The sequence below is a fragment of the Psychrobacter sp. AT9 genome, from assembly GCF_047272965.1.
Lineage (GTDB): Bacteria > Pseudomonadota > Gammaproteobacteria > Pseudomonadales > Moraxellaceae > Psychrobacter > Psychrobacter glaciei.
Map to the genome: position 1 here is coordinate 3356558 of NZ_JBKOTW010000001.1, position 21487 is coordinate 3378044.

The following is a 21487-nucleotide window of genomic DNA, read 5'->3' on the forward strand; positions in this document are numbered from 1 at the left end:
CAGTTAAACAGTGATAAGCAAGCCTCATTCAACAAATGATCTGATAGAAATTGGCTCTCAAAATCGACTCACGATTATCTTAAAAACTTTATGATCGTGTAGTATGAATAAATAAAAATATCGACAACCATAACCATAAGTTTGAGCACTCGAAGGTACTAGCAACATTAGGTAAATTCAATTACTAACTGGCAATTTTAGGTCAATTTAGCGTATAATCCTAGGTAAATTTGTATTTGTTTCTAAGTGATAGCAACCATGTACTGTGCATTTTTATTCACTCATAAGTGAGCCAATGCAGCATGGCGGTCAGGATGAATCGAACAACAGCCAAATGTGTTTGTAGATAATTGGCTGATATATTGTTGAACGGATGATATTAGAACCCTAAACAGGCAACCTGCGATAGATTGACCTGCGCCATTACGCTCTAAATGACTATCTCGCTTGAATGATACTTTGCATTCATCGGTTATTTATTTGATTCACTCTTGTTTCTAAGCCCATCACTCTGGATGTACAAATTTTAAGATTTTAATAAATCGTATGGCAAAACTGTCTTTTTTAAAGCAATTGCTTTTAGCAACCAGCTTTGACAATAGACTTTGATTGGATGATTTTGCCATACACCTTGGTAGCCAGTCGCCACTTTGGTAATTCGAATAAGACATTAACGTGTTGTTAAGGAGTCTAAGGTCAGCGTTAATACTCTTACTAGTAGTTATGATCAAGCGTTATATTTAAGCACTTTGTCTTCGCCTTGCTATGGGAAGAGATACATGAGGGCTTTATTAAATGACGCAGATGTTCATGCTACCGATATACCAAACAGGACGTCTGGTATCGTTTTAGACTATGGACTAAGTTTTCGCTTATGATTACCATCAAAAAAGGTTTGGATTTGCCCATCACTGGTGAACCCTCCCGCGAGATATCTGAGCACAGACCTGCCCATGTGGCACTCGTTGGCTATGATTATGTGGGTATGAAGCCCACAATGAATGTCAAAGAAGGTGACACCGTAGCAAAAGGTCAGCCCGTTTTTGAAGATAAAAAGCGGGTTGGCGTTATCTATACGGCACCTGCTGCGGGTAAAGTTATCGCGATCAAACGCGGTGAGCGTCGTGTGTTCGAGAGTCTTGTCATTGCGGTCGATCCCAATGGTGAGGAAATAGACTTTCAGCGCTATGACTCCCAGCAACTGGCTGACCTAGACTCAGAAACCGTTGAAACCCAACTGCTCGCCTCTGGCGAATGGACGGCGTTTCGTACGCGTCCCTATAGCCGCGCTCCCGAAATCGGTGCTCGTCCGCATGCCATCTTTGTCACCGCGATGGATACCAATCCATTAGCGTTTGACCCGATGCTGCTGATTAATGAGCAACTGCAAGCATTCAATGACGGACTTGCGGTACTATCGACGCTCAGCCCAAAGACCTTTGTCTGCCATCATGGTGATGCCCAGTTGACGCCAGTTGCGAAAACCGCGGCTAATAATGTCACTGAGTATCATAGCTTTGCGGGCAAACATCCAGCAGGTCTGGCTGGCACGCACATTCACTTCTTGCATCCAATTATGCGCGGCGTGAGCGTCTGGACGATTGGCTATCAAGACGTGATTGCGATTGGTAAATTATTTACCACTGGTCGCTTATATACACGTCGTATGCTTAGCTTAGCAGGCCCTGCGGTCAAAAATCCGCACCTAATCGCAACTGAACGTGGTGCTGATATCACAGCCTTGACGAAAGGTCAGCTGATCGATGGCGAGAACCGTATTATTTCAGGTTCAGTGCTATCGGGTCGCCAGTCATTCTCGAATAGTGCCTATGTTGGTCGTTTCCATGACCAGATCAGCGCTTTACCTGAAGGTCATGAGCGTCCAGCATTTCACTTCTTTAGTCCAGGTGCAAACCGTTTCTCAAAACTGCCTATCTATATTTCGCAGTTTTTTGGTGGCAAAAAGTATAACTTTACCACCACGAGTAACGGCTCACCGCGAGCGATGGTGCCTATCGGGGTTTACGAAGAGGTCATGCCACAAGACTATCTGCCAACGCAACTATTGCGCGCGTTAATCGTTGAAGACATTATCACGGCAGTAGACTTGGGCGTACTTGAATTGGACGAAGAAGATTTAGCATTATGCACCTTCGTTTCTCCTGGCAAATATGAATTCGGTGATATTTTGCGTGATAACTTGACGCGCATTGAACTGGAGGGCTAACCACGATGAAATTTTTACACAATATGTTCGATCGTATGGAGCCGTCTTTCACCAAAGGTGGCAAACATGAAAAATACTATGCCATCTTTGAGATGTTTGATACTTTTTTGCGTCAACCAAGCTCAACGGCATACGCATCCTCACACGTGCGCGACGGTATTGATCTAAAACGCATTATGATTACCGTATGGCTATGTACTTTCCCAGCAATGTTTTGGGGTATGTACAACATCGGTCATCAAGCACTAACTGCTATCACTCAGCTTGGCTTACAACCTGAAGGCTGGCGTACCATTATTACCAGCATGGCAGGCTATAACCCAGACAGTATCTGGGCAAGTTTTGTCTATGGTGCGATGCAGTTTTTGCCAATCTACCTTGTGACCTTTGGTGTTGGTATTCTCTGTGAGATTATCTTTGCCGTCGTGCGCGGGCATGAAGTCAATGAAGGCTTCTTTGTGACCTCGGTACTATTTGCACTATGTCTACCACCAGATATTCCTTTATGGCAAGTAGCCCTAGGTATTATCTTTGGTGTGGTCGTGGCAAAAGAAGTATTCGGTGGTACGGGCAAAAACTTCTTGAACCCTGCCCTATCGGGTCGTGCGTTCCTATACTTTGCGTATCCTGCTTACATGTCAGGCGACTCAGTATGGACAGCAGTTGATGGCTTCTCAGGAGCGACACCACTTGGCCTAGCGGCACTTGGTGTAGTACCTCAGGATTTCGTCGATGTCTATGGTAATGCAATCACTTGGAGTGATGCGTTCTTAGGCAACATGCAAGGCAGTATCGGTGAAGTATCGACGCTGGCTATCCTAATGGGTGCCGCAGTTCTACTATGGACGCGTATTGCCTCATGGCGCATCATGGCAGGTTGTGTGGTCGGGCTGATTGCTACGTCTCTTGTATTCAATATGATTGGCTCTAAAGACAATATGATGATGAGCTTGCCTTTTTACTGGCATCTAGTCATTGGTGGCTTTGCATTCGGTGCAGTCTTTATGGCGACCGATCCTGTCTCAGCTGCGCATACCAATAAAGGCCGCTGGGCTTATGGTATTTTGATTGGTTTTATGACGGTATTGATTCGTGTCATTAACCCAGCTTTCCCAGAAGGCATCATGCTGGCCATTCTATTTGCCAACTTATTTGCTCCATTGTTTGATTATTTTGTGACTCAAGCAAACATCAAACGCCAAACCGCTCGGAGGGTTCGCTATGTCCAAGCCCAAAAGTAACAACGCGAAAACCATCAGCGTAGCGTTGACGCTATGTTTGGTGTGTTCCGTATTGGTCTCAGCAGTCGCGGTGGGTCTAAAACCAGCGCAAGTCGAAAATGCGCGCTTAGACCGCAACAAAAACATTTTAGTCGCAGCCGATATGTATGATGCTGAATCTGATACTGCTGACGACGTTGCTGAGCGATTCAAAGATTTTGAAGTAAAAATCATTGATTTGAATAAAGGCAATTATGTAGATGACGCCGCACTAAAAGCGGCAGGCATCCCTGATCGTAACGCTTATGACGCCAGCCAAGCCACCAAAAACAAAGCACTAAGCGATGACCTAGGTGATAACGATCCAGCCAGTATTGGTCGTAAACCTAAATACGCCAAAGTCTATGTCAAAAACGATGACGCGGGTAAGCCTGAGATGGTTGTACTGCCGATTCAAGGCTATGGCCTATGGGGTACGATTTATGGTTTCTTAACGCTCGAAAGTGACATGAATACCATCAAAGGTATCAGCTTTTATGAGCATAAAGAAACCCCAGGTCTTGGCGCTCGCATCGAAGAGCCAAAATGGCGCGCGATGTGGACTGGTATCCACTCATATGACGAAAACGGTGACGTGGCAACGGGTGTGACCAAAGCAGGCAATCCAAAAGACAACTGGGTTGATGGTATCAGCGGTGCGACGCTAACCAGTCGCGGTGTGAGCAACATGATTCAGTTTTGGTTAGGTGAGCAAGGTTATAAGCCTTACCTAGATTTGCTACGTGAACAGAACGGTCAAACGCTTGATAGCGTTGATGCCCAAGCGAGCCAGTCGACACAACCAGACAATAAGAGCGCTCAACCGACAACCGAACTGGCAGCGACTCTACCAGTAGCAAACGGCAAGGAGGCATAACATGGCTGACACTAAAAGTATTTTAACCTCGCCTATCTTTGATAATAACCCCATTGCCCTACAGATCTTAGGTATCTGTTCGGCATTGGCGGTGACGACCAGCATGGCCAATGCGTTGGTGATGTGTGTGGCGTTGACACTGGTAACGGCGTTTTCGAGCTTCTTTATCTCTATTATTCGTAAGCAAATCCCATCAAGTATTCGTATTATTGTACAGATGACCATCATTGCCTCACTGGTTATCTTGGTCGATCAGGTGCTAAAAGCCGTCGCTTATGATGTCAGCAAGGGCTTGTCAGTTTTCGTTGGTCTGATTATCACCAACTGTATCGTGATGGGCCGTGCTGAAGCATTTGCGATGAGCAATCCACCCGTACCCAGCTTTTTAGATGGTATTGGTAATGGTCTTGGTTACTCTGCGGTACTGTTGTTTGTCGCGACCATCCGTGAGCTTCTTGGCTCAGGTACATGGTTTGGTATCACTATCCTACAGCCTGTCACTGATGGCGGTTGGTATATTCCAAACGGTCTATTACTGTTGCCACCGTCAGCATTCTTTATCATTGGATTATTCATTGCCATTGTTCGTATTTGGAAACCAGAGCAGGTTGAAGAAGCCGAGTTTGTAATGAAGCCGCAGTCTAAAGGCATGGCACATGGAGGCGGTCACTAATGGGACATTATGTTAGTTTATTTATAACCTCAGTCTTTATTGAGAATATGGCGCTTGCCTACTTCCTAGGTATGTGTACTTTCTTGGCAGTATCAAAGAAAGTTTCAACCGCTATCGGCTTAGGTGTTGCAGTTGTTGTCGTAATGGCCATCACTGTGCCATTAAACAACTTACTATTTCAGTTCATCCTAAAAGACGGTGCGCTGGCATGGGCAGGTTTTCCAGATATTGACTTAAGCTTTTTGGGCTTGCTCAGTTATATTGGTCTAATTGCTGCGACCGTACAGATTCTAGAGATGTTCTTGGATAAGTTCGTTCCGAGTCTGTATAACGCCCTTGGGGTATTCTTACCGCTCATCACTGTCAACTGTGCCATCTTAGGTGGTGTACTATTTATGGTTGAGCGTGACTATAACTTTGGCGAATCGATGGTATATGGCGTAGGCGCAGGTTTCGGTTGGGCATTGGCGATTACCGCATTGGCCGGTATCCGTGAAAAGCTAAAATACTCAGACATTCCAGCACCGCTGCGTGGTCTTGGTATTACCTTTATCACAGTTGGTCTGATGTCACTTGGCTTTATGTCTTTCGGCGGTATGTCAATCTAGACCGCTAAGCTTAAAACCTTATTTAGCGATTTGACCTATTTAATTCATTTATTCGGTAGGGGTTCAGGAAAAACGCAATGACGTTCTTTCGCACCCCTACTCCATAGATTAAGGATACCTACCATGGATTACGCTACGGCGATTGGTGGCGTTGCTATGTTTACCTTGATCATCATGGGCCTTGTCGCCATTATTTTGGCGGCACGCTCAAGACTGGTCAGTTCAGGCGATGTTACCATCCATATCAATGATAATCCCGATAATGACGTCGTGACACCCGCGGGTGGTAAACTGCTGCAAACACTGGCGAGCGAAGGTATTTTCTTATCTTCAGCCTGTGGTGGCGGTGGTACTTGTGCGCAGTGTCGTTGCCGCGTTATTGAAGGCGGCGGTTCTATCTTGCCGACTGAAGAAGGCTATTTTACTCAAGGCGAAATCCGCAATCACATGCGCTTAGCTTGTCAGGTAGCTGTTAAGCAAGACATGAAAATCGAGATCGATCCTGAATTCTTTGATGTACAAAAATGGGAATGCGAGGTTGTCTCTAACGATAACGTTGCTACCTTTATTAAAGAGCTGGTACTCAAAATTCCAGAAGGCGAAGAAGTTAACTTCCGCGCTGGTGGTTATGTACAGCTAGAAGCGCCACCGCATGAAGTACATTATAAAGACTTCGATGTGGCTGAAGAATATAGAGAAGACTGGGAAAAATTTGGCATTTTCAACTATGTCTCAAAAGTTGATGAGCCAGTTATTCGTGCTTATTCAATGGCCAACTATCCTGAAGAAAAAGGCCTGATTAAGTTTAATATTCGTATCGCTAGTCCACCGCCACGTGGTCCTGACGGTATCCCACCAGGTAAGATGTCTTCTTGGACATTTAGCTTAAAGCCTGGCGATAAAGTAACGGTTTCAGGTCCTTATGGTGAGTTCTTTGCCAAAGATACCGAAACTGAGATGATTTTCGTCGGTGGTGGTGCAGGCATGGCACCAATGCGCTCGCACATTTTTGATCAGCTAAAACGCTTGAACTCTGATCGTAAGATTAGCTTTTGGTACGGTGCGCGCTCAATTCGTGAGATGTTCTATGTTGAAGACTATGATCAACTAGAAGCAGAGTTTGCAAACTTTGAGTGGCATGTTGCCCTATCTGATCCACTTCCTGAAGACAATTGGGATGGCTATACCGGCTTTATCCATAACGTCTTACTAGAAGAGTATCTAAAAGATCATCCAAATCCAGAAGACTGTGAATACTACATGTGCGGGCCACCGATGATGAACGCGGCGGTAATCGACATGTTACATAGCCTTGGTGTTGAAGACGAAAACATCATGCTTGATGACTTTGGTGGTTAAGCCGACTGGTTAGACAAATACGATTAAATTAATACTATAAAAGAGAGTCTCAATTGAGGCTCTTTTTTTGGCCTCGATTAAGTGCCAAGTTCAAATAATAAGACTACAAATCTAAATAGCAGATTGCCTACGCTCTCCTATATGATTGATTATTTATTGCTTTAAGAAAGGATTCTTATGAAAACCAAAGTGAAAGAACTAACCATTTGGATAACCGGTGCTTCTAGCGGTATTGGCGAAGCCTTAGCCATTGCTTTTGCCAAACGCGGTGCTCGGATTATTTTGAGTGGTCGTAATGAGGCAAAATTAGCAGCGGTCAAAAAAAGCTGCAAGCACAGCAAAAAACACATCATCGTGCCTTTTGATATTAGTGATGCCGAGCAAGCGAAAGAAGCCTATGACGCTGCTATCGCACAGACAGGAAAAATCGACTGGCTGATTAATAATGCTGGTGTCAGTCAACGCTCGCTCATTATGGAAACCAGTGAAGATGTCGAACGGCAAATTATGGAGATAGATTACTTTGCGCAAACCCGTCTGACCAGATTGGTGTTGCCTGACATGATCGCGCAAGGCGGCGGCAAAATCGTGATGATATCAAGTGTCGCAGGCTTACTCGGTACGCAATATCGCGGCGCTTATGGGGCAGCCAAAGCCGCCTTGCATATGTGGGCGAACAGTTTGCGTGCGGAATTGCATGACCAAGGCATAGAAGTTGCGACGATATTTCCAGGATTTATCCAAACCAACGTTTCTATTAACGCGCTGACAGGAGATGGTAGCGCGCAAGGCACGATGGATGAGGCGACCAGTAAAGGACTGAGCGCGACTGAGTTTGCTAAACAGGTCGTGAAGGCGCTTGGTAATAATAAAGAATACATCATCGTTGGTGGCAAACAAGAAAAACTGGCCACTAGGGTCAATCGAGTATCACCGCCAAAACTCTATAAACTTATCCGTGAGTCACAAGTAAAATAAGCTGCTCAACCGAACGAATTGTCATTGAATAGTGCCTTCATTGGTATTTTTGGGCTCAAGGGGTGTAAAATAAGCATGGCTTGTTTTACACCCTACTCATTTTTGCGCCATACCGAAAATATTATGAATAATACCAAATACAGCTCATCTTCTAAAAAAACTATGAATCTTGCCCTATTTGGCATCATTGGTCTTGTCGGCACTTTAATTATTAGTGCCTGCCAGCAAACACCAGACTATAATTATCTGAGTGGTGAGACGATGGGCACAAGCTATCATATTAGCTATCAACTGCCCGATGATGCAGATGAAGCTGACATACAAGCAGCGATTGATAATCGTTTGCAGCAGATTAATGACAGCATGTCGACTTACCAGAGTGATTCAACGATATCTAAGTTTAATCAATTGGGTAGAGATATCCCTATTATTATCGATGCTGATTTTAGTCGCGTGCTCAATGTCTCACGTGTCGTTTATGAACAATCTGGCGGTGCTTTTGATCCTACTGTCATGCCATTGGTCGATACGTGGGGATTCGGCAGCACTATGACCGTCGAGCGTCTACAAAGTCCGCCAACAGCACTTGAGATTGCCCAAGCAAAAGCATTGGTAGACTTTGAAAGCATCATAAAAAAAGATAAATCGATCTATAAAAGCAAAGATGGTGTTGGTCTAGATTTTTCTGCCGTTGCCAAGGGTTATGGGGTCGATGTCATCGCTGATGTGCTTAGAGACGATTATCAGATTCGTAATTATATGGTTGAGATCGGCGGCGAAATTGCGACCTCTGGCGTGAATAACCAGCAGCAACCGTGGCAAATTGCGATTGATGCCCCTATTGAAGGCAGCACCGTCAGCGAACGCCAAACGATATCCGCCATTCGTCAACCTATAAACACTACCACTCAAATGCATCTAGCGACGTCTGGCAACTATCGCAACTCGATCGTCTTTGATGGTAAGCACTATAGTCACACGATCGACCCCACCACTGGCGAGCCTATCGTGGGTGGCGCTCCTTCGGTTACGGTTGCTGCAGACTCGGTTGCATTGGCAGATGCATGGGCAACAGCACTGACTGCCATGCCTTATAAAAAGGCACTGAAAGTCGCTAACGAACAAAATCTAGCCGCACTGTTTGTTGTATTAGCTGATGGTATCAAACCCAGTGATTCTTTGGACAGTATTGATGATTGGCAAATAGTACAAACATCGGCAATGAAAAACTTGCGAGCAGATAAACAACCGTAAATTTCTAGGGCGTGTCCTCATTTTAAAAATGAGGACACGCCCTAGTGTGATGCTGTAAAGCACACCATAAGCATCAACGAGCGGCGTAAAAATTTGCTATACTATTAATAGGTTATCCCTATGGATAACTGCCCCATTTTTAAAACGAGGTCTCCTCTATGCTTAGCCAATTGCTTCCCATGCTTGCTATTACCTTTACCGTATTCGTCCTGTTCTTTCTGTTTATGGGCATCGGTTATATGGTCAAAAAAAAGCCGCTTAGAGGATCTTGCGGCGGTGTTGCTAAACTGATGGGTGATGAAAATTGCTCGTTTTGTGGCAATGATCCCAATAAATGCGACTCAATCATCGCAGAGCACCAAGAAAACGCGCTCAGAGCGGCTCAATTAGGCAAATCAGTCTAACAGCCATGTTTGTTACTATACGCTGGTAGTATTTGTGCCGCCTCTATTCTTATAATAGCGTCAAGTCCTTTAAAATCGACTTGGCGCTATTTTTATTGTGCGATGCCATCTTTTATTATCGCCATCCTTTATTATCACTGTTCTAAAGCAGCAACTCGAAGTAACGCTTCAAAACAATGTCTCAAATAAAGTCTCAAATAAAGTTTCGAAGCAACTATACATACAACTTATTAACCTGCCTGCCGATTTAGCAAAGTCAGTCTAGAAAACTCGTATGTTTTACGCTCTATAGTCGATACTAAATAAAATAGGTACACGACATTATGATGCGTGACTGGCACAAACTTTTCTTGCTGTGCCTACGCAGACAGAGGCTACGAAAAATTTATATCAGTCACGCTGTCTCTTTTTTTTATTGACCTGACTATACAACGATCTCTCATTCTGATTTATGCTGTCGATTGCCGTCTAGGTACGTGTCTGGATAAATGCTCTTTGGTGTTATTTTACAAGCGACGATGTTTCGGCGCTGTTTTATAACGTGTTCTTTTTCATTGTCATCGTTGTGCTGCTATGTCTACCTCATCCAATCTATCCTCTTCATCCAACCTACCCTCCTCACGCTTTACTTTTTGGCTCGTCTTATGTGCCATGATTTTGCTCGCCACCAATATGCGTGCACCGATCGTTGCTCTTGGCTCCATTGCGCCAGTGGTGCAAGAGGCGCTCAATATTTCTGAGACGCAGATTGGTTGGCTAGGGGCAGTGCCCATGCTGAGCTTTGCGATGGGCGCACTTATCGCGCCATCCATTGGTAAGCGTTTCGGGCTTGAGAATACGCTCGTTGCGATGATTGGGTTATTAACGGTAGGAATGATTGTCCGTACCGTTATCCCGACTTGGTCTGGGTTTTTAGTTGGTACATTATTGCTGACCTTGGCTATCGGTTTTGCAAATACCTTAGCTGCTCCTGTTATCAAACAGCGCACGCCCAAACATATTCCATTGATAACAGGGCTATTTAGTCTAACGATGACGGTAACGGCAGGTATCGTCGCAGGAATGGTACTGCCATTATCTGAACAAGTGGGCTGGCAATGGGCACTGGGTGGATGGTCGCTATTGGGTATTTTTGCCATCATTATTTGGATATTTTTACGCTTGCGTCTAGGCTCGTCTAGTCATCAAACGATTGTGCTACCTACGTCCGAGTATTCAGAAATATCCATGTGGCGCACCCCTTTTGCTTGGCAGATTGCGGTCTTTATGGGGTTGCAGTCACTATTATTTTATACCGTTGCCAGTTTCTTGCCGTCTATTTGGGTAAATAAAGGGCTATCCGCAGTCCAAGCAGGACAAATGGCTTCGGTGTTCCAGTTTATGGCACCGATCGCTATCTTAAGCCTAACATGGCTGGTAAACCGTGGCCGCCCTATTCAGGCTCTGGCGGTGTTTGCAGCGGTGTTAAATGTCATTGGTATTTTAGGTATCAGTTATTTATCTACTGAACTCGCTTGGCTGTGGTCAGGCCTGATGGGTATTGGCTGCTCCGCTATTTTTACGTTGAGTATGATGCTGTTCTCGTTACGTACTTATACGACCAACCAATCTAGTGAGCTGTCTGGTATGGCGCAATTCGTCGGTTATTTGATTGCGTTTTTTGGTCCACTAGGGACAGGCTGGCTACATGAGGCGACTGGCAGCTGGGATTTGCCGCTATTCATCATGCTCATTTTGATGATTATCAACGTTGTGATTGCTTGGCTGGTGAGTCGCCCAGCGATGGTTGATGGCAAGAAACTTTAAGATAGAATGAATCTATAGTCAGAGTACTTTTAAACCGATACGGTGTTACCCGGCCTAGATGTACTCAGTGTACTATCTGCGGTCGGTCGCCTTGTAGCGATTCTAAAATTCCTTGACTATACTTGCCGTAACTTTAAGCTAATATTGATTATCCTCTTATTTTGCTACACTGGTTCGATTGATTAAGAGATGTATCTATGATGAAAAATAACAACTTCGACCTACTTAAACGACCTGTTTATAGCACAACTATTTACAAGATGAGTATCGGCATATTGACAGTAGGCTTGATGCTAAGTGGCTGTCAAAAATCTCCTGACACAGAAACGACTAACGAGCCACAAACCACTGAAACGGCAACTATAAATGCGCCTGTAGCAGTTGAAGGAACCACAAGTGCTAGTGCTGCCGCGCAACAAGTCAATTCGTCATCGTTGACTATTTTAGCCCTTGGCGACTCCCTGACGGAAGGTCTTGGGGTGGATAAAAATGACAATTACCCTGCTCAGTTAGAAGATCGTCTGCAAGCGATGGGTTACGATAACGCTAAGGTGATCAACTCAGGATTGAGCGGTGAAACCAGTACAGGGTTGGTCAATCGATTGGACTGGGTATCGCAAACCAAACCAGATATTACGATATTGACTATCGGTGCTAACGACGCCATACGTGGTATCGATGTGGCGACAATTGAAGCCAACATTCGTACTGCTGTAAAGCACTTACAAGACAATGGCAGTGTCGTCATCTTGGGCGGCATGTCGATCTATGACAACCTAGGCAGTGACTACGTCGCCTCGTTTTCAGCCATTTATCCTCGTATTGCTAAAGATATGAACCTGACGCTTATTCCATTTTTCTTAGAGGGTGTCGGCGGTGATCCTGAGCTCAATCAAGCGGATGCGATTCATCCGACTAAAGATGGCTACAAAATTATCGTCAATGACAATATTTTGCCTATCTTAGCGCCCAAACTGGAAGCACTAAAAACAGCCAATGCAGACAGTACAACTGAGACGGTTCAAAACGATATAGTCGATACGAAATAAAATAGATATACGACATTATGAGGCGTGACTGGTACAAATTTTTCTTGCTTGCTGTGCAGACAGAGGCGACAAAAAATTTATATCAGTCACGCTGACTCTTTTCATATTGACCTGACTATATGACAAAAAATACGACAAATGAGACCATGTAATGACATCATCACCTTCGATGGCCGCATCAATGCCACAAGCAGATTCTAAAAAAGAAGCCCTACTCACCGCTAATAAACTCAATAAAACTGTGCAAGTCGGTGAGCAAAAGTTATCCATCATTAAAGACGTAGATATGTATGTCAATGCTGGTGAGTTCGTGGTCATCATGGGCAAATCAGGCTCGGGTAAATCTACTCTGCTAGGGTTACTCGCAGCATTAGACTATCCCGATAGCGGTACGGTGTCGCTGGCAGGTCAAATGCTTAGCAGTCTTGACGAAGATGCACTGGCGGTCATTCGTCAGCAGGATATGGGCTTTGTCTTTCAATCATTTCATCTACTGCCAACACTGACCGTCGCCGAAAATATTGCCTTTCCACTCGATATTGCAAGGCGTCCAAATCAAGCGAGAGTAGACGAACTGATAGATGCGGTCGACTTAGGTCATAGACGTAACAGCTTACCCAACCAACTATCTGGTGGTGAGCAGCAACGTACAGCGGTGGCACGAGCACTGGTATCGCACCCAAAGATTGTGTTTGCGGATGAACCTACAGGTAATTTAGATGAGCAAAATGCCGATCAAGTCATGCAACTGTTATTGGACTTAAGACAGCAAGTCGGTTCGGCACTGGTGGTCGTGACCCATGATCCTGCGCTTGCCGAGATGGCAGATCGCGTCATCACCATGCATGACGGCCACATTGTACCTACATGAATAACTGGATTGTATCTTAATGAATAGTAAGCCCACAGACAATAAATCGACCGATACCAGTATGCGTCAAGAGTCCAGTTATCCTAGCGGCATCCTTAGTCAATTATTTACCCGTACCCTAGGTTTTCAAACACTAGGCTCACAAGCACTCAGCCGCAGCTGGTGGCAGCGCTGGGTATATCCTGTGTTGTTTCTACTGACGCTAACTCTATCGCTTGCAACTTATTTGACCCTCGATTCTGTACAGCAGTCTGTCGATAGCTACATCAATGACAATCAGCGCGCGCTCGTTGGTGGGGATTTAATTCTAAACAGTAAACAAGACTGGCCCAGCGAAGTATTGACACAGGTAGAAACTATCGCTGATACCCAGACGGTGTATGACTATCAGTTTAGCGCCATGCTGGTCAATGATGAACAAACCTTGCTTGCCAGCGTCAAAGCGGTATCGCCGTCGTATCCCTTATACGGTACAGCGGAGCTTGCCTCAGGAAAACCGCTGTGGGAGCAGCTGACGTCTGACAGTGTCATCGTCGCGCCAGAAGTGCTCAGTAGTCTACAGGCCAATGTCGGTGACCGTATCACCATTGGCGATGCGCAATTCACGATCGGTGATGTACTGACGAAAGAACCTGATAGACCGCTGACCACATTTGGGTTCGGTGGTCGTGTCTTAATGCATCAAGACTCGCTTGCAGCGACCAACCTATTGGGTCAACGCAGCCGAATAAACTACCGCATTGAGATGGCAGGCGATCCAGAGCTGATAACCACGCAGCGTGACAAGCTCACAGATATCCTGACCAATTATCCAGATATCGAGCTATCTGACGCAGAGTCCGCAGACACTTCGGTCTCGCGTATCTCTGACAATGTCCTGATGTTTTTAAAACTACTGGTCATCGCGGTATTACTACTATCTGCGGTCGCCATGTATGGCGTCATTAGCGCGTTTGTCAGTAAGCAGCAGTCTAATAATGCCATTCGTTTGGCGCTGGGCGAGCCGCTTGGGTCACTCAAACTTAGCTACTATCAGTTGCTCATTATCACGACCGCCATCGCTTGTATCGCAGCGGTTGCTCTTAGTTTGGGCTTACTCAAAATCGGTCAGCCGTATATGGTGGCCATCTTGCCTGCTGACGTTGGTCTAGCCATCAATCCAATCAGCGCCATCAAGACCATTGTGATTGCCTTAGTCCTGACACTACTGATCGCTCAGCGTGGTTTGAGTACGCTGAGCACCACCAAGCCCGCGACCCTACTTAGTCAAGGTGCGAGCACGCAGACGCAAAATCTGCCTTGGTATCGACGCGTGCCATTACTATGGTATGGGCTGATGCTGGCAGGGCTGTATGCTTTCTTTGCTTATGAAGTTGGCTCACTGTCATTAGGCGCACAGCTATTGGGCGGCTTGATTGCTCTAGTGGCGATATTTTGGTTACTGGCTCGTGGGTGGCTCTGGCTGCTTAACAAGTTGGCGACGAAAACCAAGATCAGTTGGATGCAGCGTATCGCTATCCATAACCTTGCGCGTAAAGGCAACCAATCAGCGTTGTTCTTTGTCACCTTATCACTATCGGTGGCAGTGCTGACGCTTATCACCACGCTCAATCACAGTATCAATGCGCAGTTTATCAATGCCTATCCTGAAGACGCGCCTAATCTGTTTTTGCTCGATGTGCAGAGCGATCAACACGACGATATTGATGCGATCATTGAGGCGCCCGTCACTTATTATCCGGTCATTCGTGCGCGTGTGGAGACGGCCAATGATGTGGTGGCAAAAGATATCGTGCCTGCAGATGGGTTTGATGATCCCACGCGTGTCTTTAACTTGAGCTACGCAGATACGGTCATGGAGACCGAATACATCACTGAGTCACTCACAGATGATGCGCTATATACCCCTATCGATGCGACAAATGAACAAGTCAAACCCTTGTCTATATTGGACACCGCTGCCAGTATGCTCAATGTCGGTATGGGCGATCAGGTGCGCTTTAACATTCAGGGTATCGAGATCGTCGGGCAAATCACCAGTATTCGTACACGCTATGAGCGTGGCCCCAGCCCGTATTTTTACTTCTTGTTTGAGCCATCCGTGCTGTCCGCTGCCCCACAGATTCAGTTTGCTACTGCGCACGTGTCAGAGAGTGCCATTCCAGAACTACAAGGCAAACTGGTACGCGAGTTCCCTGCTGTCACCACGATCGATGGCACTGCTATCGCGAAGCAAATCCAAGAGCTGGTAGTACAAATGAGCCGTTTGGTCTATGTGTTTACCTTGCTTGCCCTACTCACTGGCGTCATGGTGCTGATCAGCTCGCTGCTGTCTACCTCACAAGATCGCATGAAGGACAGCGCATCATTTAGACTGCTCGGTATGCAAAAGCGTGACTTGTATATGCTCAATATCCTAGAGCTGGGTGTGCTTGGTATTAGCGCGGCAACATTTGCCGTTGTTATCGCCAGTGTTGGCGCATGGGCGGCCATCACACAATGGTTTAATCTACAATTTAGTGTGCCGTGGACGAGCTTGGCGATTGGCGGTGCGGCATTAATCGTATTGCTGTTTGCCATTGCTATTATTTATGTGCGATTGGTTATTGGACGCGGGATTATGGCGAGAGTTAGGGCGATGGTTTAGCGCGTTTCTTACCTATGTAACCATTCTAAAATCTAGAGATAAAAATTGTCTATTTCATCAGAATAATTACTGCTATCAAGGCTAAACTTCGCGTTCAACTTACGTTGTATTTGATGAGTTAAAAACATAAAACCAAGCAAAGCAATATGTTTTTACTTGATAGCGATAAAAGTATTATTTATGGTAATGTATGCATTGCTTCAAAATTTTTGAGTATCTTTAAGGGTAATTCAAATGGCTATCGAAAAAATGCTTGATAAAGATATACGTCAGGTTGTAAAAAAGAATGTTATCAGAAACCATATTCATGACCCTACTACATTAGTCATAGAAGAATTAGGACTAAATTTTGGTAGAAGCCGTATCGATATCGCGGTTATTAATGGAGAGATACATGGTTACGAACTAAAGAGCGATTCAGATAACTTGTTGAGACTACCTAGACAAGTTGAAGCCTATTCAGCCGTGATGGATAAAGTTACTTTAGTTGTCGGCTCTACTCATGCCGATAAGGCAATCCAACTAATTCCAGACTGGTGGGGAGTAAAAATAGCTACTCAGGGTAGTAGAGGGGGGATTACCTTAAAAACAGAACGCCGAACTAAGAGAAACAAATCCATTGAGCCTTTAGAGCTGATTAAACTAGCATGGAAAGATGAAGTGCTTGAACTTTTGTCACAACGTATATTAGTAGATTGGCGTATTAAGAAACTAAAAAAACAAGAAATCTACCAGCTAGTGGTAGATAGCTTTTCACATGATGAACTGAGAAATCATATAAGAACTATATTGAAATCCCGTGACGACTGGCGTTCTGTTTAGTGGCATACGTTATGTGATGGTTATGTCCAACTTTCACCCAAGTCTCCATATTTCCACAATTTACTAATTTTTGGGCACAGTCGTATAAATACTTATCACCCCAAGAATAGTTAGCACCTAAAAAATGGGGCGTATTAATTATAATTTGTGATATATCGTGAAACTGACCGTAGCCATCAACATGTGTATGAACTGGATGTCCAACGGCATACATATAATCATTTGCTAAGGTATATCTAATTTTAGCATTAGGGTTTACATAGGTTATAGGCTCGCCTTCACCTGGATAAGTTATAGAGTAGTCAGCGAAAACTATGGCTTTAGTGTCTATTGATAGTGAATTTAAAAAATCACAAAATCCTAGCCAATGAATTCGCTGTTTCAAACCATAAGGATTATAATCTGCTCTTATAAACTCTTCAGGAGTAGAAGAGCCAGCTATGATAAATCTATGAATCTGATTTCCAAAATTACTACTAATAGTATTGTAATAAGTAGAAATATAATGAGCGTGAGAGCTAGAACTGGATTTAATATCTGATTTAAAGTCGAGAAGCACATCAATGCATGTATTACCTTCTAACAGTTCACTCAATAAATTTTGTAACTTTATGACTGTACTGTTGTCAAAGGTACTAATGTCGACCCTTATACAACTGCTTAACCCATTTTGAACAATGTGCCTAATAATTCTTTGGTTGGGATGAAGAATATTTATCACAGGTGAATAATCAACACTATTAATATCAAGTTCATTCAATATAAAGTCTACGTAATTCATTCCTTGAATACTAACATTATCGGCTTGGTCTAAATCAATATATATAGGATTACTACCCCATTTAGACTTGATTGTCTTTGCAAGACTCTCTCCTCTCGCGATAGTTTTTTCTTTAGTTAGTATGATTATCGGTTTAACATACTGTTTTATATTATTACTTAAATCACAGAGAGCATTATACTCCCCTCGCTTAGAGTTCAATAAAGGAGTATATAATAATGGCTTATCATTCATGCTTTGATTCCCTTCAAATTGATATTTAATGAATATAGCAACTTTTTAGTTTCACTAAATTCCAGCGTTTCCACACTGTTTATATTTGTTTGATTAAAAAACTTTCAAGTCAAAACTAAATAATAGTTCGTAAAAAAAATTTTAGCCCTGATTGAAACGATATCTTGGCTACAAAACCCTCAACTCCTGAAACTCAAACTTAAGATGCCTTCTATTCATATAGAGGGCGTTTTTTTGCTTCATATTGCGTATAGGTATACAACCCAATATCAGCCATGCTATTTGCTTATTTATTGGGGGGATTACCTAGCCCTCATTTGCTATACTAGCCTAACTTTTATCAATCAGATTCCTTCTTACAACATCCTCCAAAACAGCATGGTAGTCTTATGAAATTCTCAAAGTTCGGTCAAAAATTTACCCAGCCCACTGGCATCTCACAATTGATGGATGATCTGGGCGATGCGCTAAAAAGCGATCAGCCAGTCAACATGCTGGGTGGTGGCAACCCTGCCAAAATTGATGCCGTCAATGAGTTATTTTTAGAGACGTATATAGCGCTAGGTACGGATAACGATACAGGTGAGGCCAATAGTAGCGCGATTATTAGCATGGCGAATTACTCTAATCCGCAAGGTGACTCAGCCTTTATCGATGCCTTGGTTGGCTTCTTTAACCGTCATTATGATTGGAATCTAACGTCAGAAAACATCGCCCTAACCAATGGCTCACAGAATGCGTTTTTCTATCTGTTTAATTTATTTGGCGGCGCTTTCGCTGATGAAAACAGTCAAGATAAAACAAGCGAATCTATCGACAAATCCATTCTACTGCCATTGACCCCTGAGTATATCGGCTATAGCGATGTGCATGTCGAAGGTCAGCATTTCGCAGCAGTATTGCCGCATATCGATGAAGTGACTCATGATGGTGAGGAAGGCTTCTTTAAATATCGTGTCGATTTTGAAGCATTAGAGAACTTGCCAGCGCTAAAGGAAGGCCGTATCGGCGCGATTTGCTGCTCACGCCCGACCAACCCGACTGGCAACGTGCTGACCGATGACGAAATGTCGCATTTGGCCGAGATTGCCAAACGTTATAACATACCCCTTATCATCGATAATGCCTACGGTATGCCCTTCCCTAACATCATCTATTCAGACGCGCATTTGACGTGGGATGACAATACGATTCTGTGCTTTAGCCTATCTAAAATTGGCCTACCCGGTATGCGTACTGGTATTATCGTTGCCGATGCGAAGGTAATTGAAGCGGTCAGCGCGATGAATGCCGTGGTGAATCTAGCGCCTACGCGTTTTGGTGCAGCGATTGCGACGCCATTGGTAGAAAACGATCGTATCAAACAGTTATCTGATAATGAGATTAAGCCGTTTTATCAAAAGCAGGCCACCCTTGCCGTTAAGCTGTTAAAAGAAGCATTGGGTGATTATCCATTGATGATTCATAAGCCTGAAGGCGCCATCTTCTTATGGTTATGGTTTAAAGACTTGCCGATTAGCACGGTTGAGCTGTACGAGATTTTAAAAGAAAAAGGTACGCTCATTGTGCCAAGCGAGTACTTCTTCCCCGGTGTTGACGTTAGCGATTATCAGCATGCACATGAGTGTATTCGTATGAGTATCGCCGCTGACGAGCAGACGCTGACTGATGGTATTGCAGCAATTGGTGAAGTGGTGCGTGAGTTGTATGATGAAGCTAAGAAATAAGATGAGCTGCTAGAATTATAAATTCAAATAGTAAAACGAAAAAAAACGGACTTATTAATAGTCCGTTTTTTTATGCTATGACCGTATGAGAACAGTTTAGCTAAGCTCTTTTAACAAAGCCTTAGCACTGATCTTACCAAATTCATTAGCGGCTAATGGCCCATCACCTGAAATCAGCTTTCTATCTTGATGCGTCTGTCCTGAGGCGAGCTTATTGCTAATCGTGACACCCAAATCTTCCAACTTTTCACCGAAGTACCAAGGCATAGTTCCCGGCAGGTAACCGAGCTTTGGCATTTGCTTATCCATACCAGTGGGGAACGCTACCATCTTATAGCCTTTAAAGATAAAGTCGCTTTCAGACTTATCCGACCCATTAGGACTGTCGAGATTAGCCGCTAATAAAGCCGCAGGGCCATGGCAAATAGCTAAAGTAAATAAATCTCTATTATGACCCCAACGTAGCAATTCACCGAGGTTTTGGTCTTCGGGCAGACCTAACATTGCGCCATGACCACCCGGAATAAAGATTGCTGCATAATCTTCACTATCAGCCATATCGTTTTTAACAAAGTTAGCGATACTTTTTGGGTTATTCAGCGTTGATTCATATTCAGCATAGATTTTTTTGACGTCGTCATCATTGTCTGGCATTGCCCACTGTTCAACTTTCACAGACTCACCTGTAGGGGTGAAAACGTCTACCTTAAAACCTGCTTGCTTAAAATGCAGTAAAGGCACCATCATTTCAACGGGATGATTGCCGGTATCGAATTTTTTACCATTTTCCATGGTCATGTACTGCTCTTCGGTGCAGACCATTAGAATTTTTTTATCACCAGTGTACGGCGCGTCATACTCCGTATGGTCATAGTTAGTTTTACTTGGTGCGGCAAGTTTCAGTGATGATTTAGAAGGAATAAAAATCCCTGCTTCGGTTTCTTGTGCCTCTAAACCTAAAGTATCTTTCGCCTTGTCTAATAAATCTTGGATATTCATAGTTTTTCCTAGTTATTATTAATTATGGAGGATGGATATAGTCGATTCAATTTAAAAGTAGTACAAGGCAACCGAGTGTAGATGTATATGTGATACTTCAAGCGAGGTTAACGCTGTAATGCTTTTATAGTGGAATGACTATACCTAATCAGGCGATATTTAAAGACAATATGCTTAGAATATACGCCGATACCACTACTCTTTAATCTTAAGATAACAAACTGAGAAAGGGTTAAATAGCTAAGACTTTTTATATTTCGTAAGCTTTGTAAAGAGAGCGTGTTTAATCTGTCAAATTACAACCGCTGCAATAGCTACCTACTTGGGCAGAAGCTATTTTAGAAGTCATTTGTGTGAATATTCTTATAGGAGTATTGTTCTTGACGAACAAACGCAAAAGCATGGTATCAAAGTGATTTGGTGAAGTGGTACGCGAGTTATATGATGAAGCCAGAAAATAAGCAATCATAAACTCAAATAGCAAAACAATAAAACGGACTCTAATAGTCCGTTTTTTGATGTCGTTTAATCATAGGTTTAACTTTACTGACTGACTGAAAATTCTTTGTCCATACGGTAAAACCATATAGTACGTAAGACAGCAGACACGTATTGATCAAATCATGAATGCTGGCTTTAAGCTCTGCGCTGCCTATCGCTGAGAGGCCAAGCTCGGTAATCGTCTGGCGATTATCCAAATACTCGCCCAATAAGGCGATAGCTGTCACCATAATTAAAGCAATAAATGCCCTAACGCTGTACCTCTTAAAAATTGGACGCATCAGGATTAAACTTAATAGATAAACGCTGATACCTACATAAATATGTAAAGCATCTTTTTCCAATCCTGTGGCATTCACGACACTATTTTTGAAGATATAAAAATCCACGATTTTTTTCCGTGTATAAGAG

18 protein-coding genes are annotated in these 21487 nt (G+C 43.8%); 15 read left to right on the forward strand and 3 right to left on the reverse strand.

Annotated features, from left to right (window positions below):
• Positions 1 to 874 precede the first annotated feature (874 nt).
• The 14 genes from ACMFL8_RS14030 (at position 875) to ACMFL8_RS14095 (ending at position 16834) form a co-directional block, all read left to right on the forward strand.
• Entirely contained in the window at positions 875 to 2227 is a 1353-nt protein-coding gene (locus tag ACMFL8_RS14030; protein WP_413191313.1) for a Na(+)-translocating NADH-quinone reductase subunit A, read from the forward strand.
• A gap of 5 nt (positions 2228 to 2232) precedes the next feature.
• Positions 2233 to 3468, forward strand: a complete 1236-nt coding sequence (locus ACMFL8_RS14035) for an NADH:ubiquinone reductase (Na(+)-transporting) subunit B (protein WP_010197303.1) — start codon at positions 2233 to 2235, stop codon at positions 3466 to 3468.
• Positions 3449 to 4363: a Na(+)-translocating NADH-quinone reductase subunit C gene (locus ACMFL8_RS14040; protein ID WP_413191314.1), complete on the forward strand. Its 915-nt coding sequence runs from the start codon at positions 3449 to 3451 to the stop codon at positions 4361 to 4363. Before ACMFL8_RS14035 ends, ACMFL8_RS14040 begins: the two co-directional genes overlap by 20 nt.
• Before the next feature lies 1 nt (position 4364).
• Positions 4365 to 5036, forward strand: a complete 672-nt coding sequence (locus tag ACMFL8_RS14045; RefSeq protein WP_010197301.1) for an NADH:ubiquinone reductase (Na(+)-transporting) subunit D — start codon at positions 4365 to 4367, stop codon at positions 5034 to 5036.
• A complete protein-coding gene (gene nqrE, locus ACMFL8_RS14050) occupies positions 5036 to 5644 on the forward strand; it encodes an NADH:ubiquinone reductase (Na(+)-transporting) subunit E (RefSeq protein WP_010197300.1) in 609 nt (202 codons plus the stop codon). The genes ACMFL8_RS14045 and nqrE overlap by 1 nt, the downstream gene beginning before the upstream one ends.
• A gap of 123 nt (positions 5645 to 5767) precedes the next feature.
• Positions 5768 to 7003 (forward strand): NADH:ubiquinone reductase (Na(+)-transporting) subunit F, encoded by a 1236-nt coding sequence (nqrF, locus tag ACMFL8_RS14055; RefSeq protein ID WP_010197298.1) that lies wholly within the window; start codon positions 5768 to 5770, stop codon positions 7001 to 7003.
• Positions 7004 to 7180: 177 nt separating this feature from the next.
• Positions 7181 to 7981, forward strand: coding sequence for an SDR family oxidoreductase (locus ACMFL8_RS14060; protein WP_413191315.1), 801 nt, complete (start codon positions 7181 to 7183; stop codon positions 7979 to 7981).
• 123 nt (positions 7982 to 8104) lie between these two features.
• Complete coding sequence (locus ACMFL8_RS14065; protein WP_413191316.1) at positions 8105 to 9235, forward strand: FAD:protein FMN transferase; 1131 nt, start codon at positions 8105 to 8107, stop codon at positions 9233 to 9235.
• A 158-nt stretch (positions 9236 to 9393) separates the two neighbouring features.
• Positions 9394 to 9639 (forward strand): (Na+)-NQR maturation NqrM, encoded by a 246-nt coding sequence (gene nqrM / locus ACMFL8_RS14070; protein ID WP_010197291.1) that lies wholly within the window; start codon positions 9394 to 9396, stop codon positions 9637 to 9639.
• A 573-nt stretch (positions 9640 to 10212) separates the two neighbouring features.
• Positions 10213 to 11445 carry a CynX/NimT family MFS transporter gene (locus ACMFL8_RS14075; RefSeq protein WP_413191317.1) on the forward strand — a complete coding sequence of 411 codons (1233 nt, stop codon included), beginning with the start codon at positions 10213 to 10215 and terminating at the stop codon, positions 11443 to 11445.
• Positions 11446 to 11642: 197 nt separating this feature from the next.
• Positions 11643 to 12494 (forward strand): arylesterase, encoded by an 852-nt coding sequence (locus ACMFL8_RS14080; protein ID WP_413191318.1) that lies wholly within the window; start codon positions 11643 to 11645, stop codon positions 12492 to 12494.
• A gap of 151 nt (positions 12495 to 12645) precedes the next feature.
• On the forward strand, positions 12646 to 13365 hold the full coding sequence (locus ACMFL8_RS14085) for an ABC transporter ATP-binding protein (RefSeq protein WP_413191319.1): 720 nt from the start codon (positions 12646 to 12648) through the stop codon (positions 13363 to 13365).
• A 19-nt stretch (positions 13366 to 13384) separates the two neighbouring features.
• The gene (locus ACMFL8_RS14090; RefSeq protein ID WP_413191320.1) at positions 13385 to 16012 is read left to right on the forward strand and encodes an ABC transporter permease; all 2628 of its coding nucleotides are present in this window, start codon (positions 13385 to 13387) and stop codon (positions 16010 to 16012) included.
• Between the two features lie 234 nt (positions 16013 to 16246).
• Positions 16247 to 16834 (forward strand): sce7726 family protein, encoded by a 588-nt coding sequence (locus ACMFL8_RS14095; RefSeq protein ID WP_413191321.1) that lies wholly within the window; start codon positions 16247 to 16249, stop codon positions 16832 to 16834.
• Here ACMFL8_RS14095 and ACMFL8_RS14100 read toward each other — a convergent pair.
• Positions 16797 to 17849 carry a beta family protein gene (locus ACMFL8_RS14100; protein WP_413191322.1) on the reverse strand — a complete coding sequence of 351 codons (1053 nt, stop codon included), beginning with the start codon at positions 17847 to 17849 and terminating at the stop codon, positions 16797 to 16799. The two genes, ACMFL8_RS14095 and ACMFL8_RS14100, sit on opposite strands and share 38 nt — an antisense overlap.
• A gap of 389 nt (positions 17850 to 18238) precedes the next feature.
• Here ACMFL8_RS14100 and ACMFL8_RS14105 point away from each other — a divergent pair, with 389 nt between their 5' ends.
• Positions 18239 to 19576 carry a valine--pyruvate transaminase gene (locus ACMFL8_RS14105; RefSeq protein ID WP_413191323.1) on the forward strand — a complete coding sequence of 446 codons (1338 nt, stop codon included), beginning with the start codon at positions 18239 to 18241 and terminating at the stop codon, positions 19574 to 19576.
• A gap of 96 nt (positions 19577 to 19672) precedes the next feature.
• On the opposite strand, the gene ACMFL8_RS14110 is transcribed toward ACMFL8_RS14105, so the two are convergent.
• On the reverse strand, positions 19673 to 20575 hold the full coding sequence (locus tag ACMFL8_RS14110) for a DJ-1/PfpI family protein (RefSeq protein WP_413191324.1): 903 nt from the start codon (positions 20573 to 20575) through the stop codon (positions 19673 to 19675).
• Positions 20576 to 21075: 500 nt separating this feature from the next.
• Positions 21076 to 21306, reverse strand: coding sequence for a hypothetical protein (locus tag ACMFL8_RS14115; RefSeq protein ID WP_413191325.1), 231 nt, complete (start codon positions 21304 to 21306; stop codon positions 21076 to 21078).
• Between the last annotated feature and the right edge of the window lie 181 nt (positions 21307 to 21487).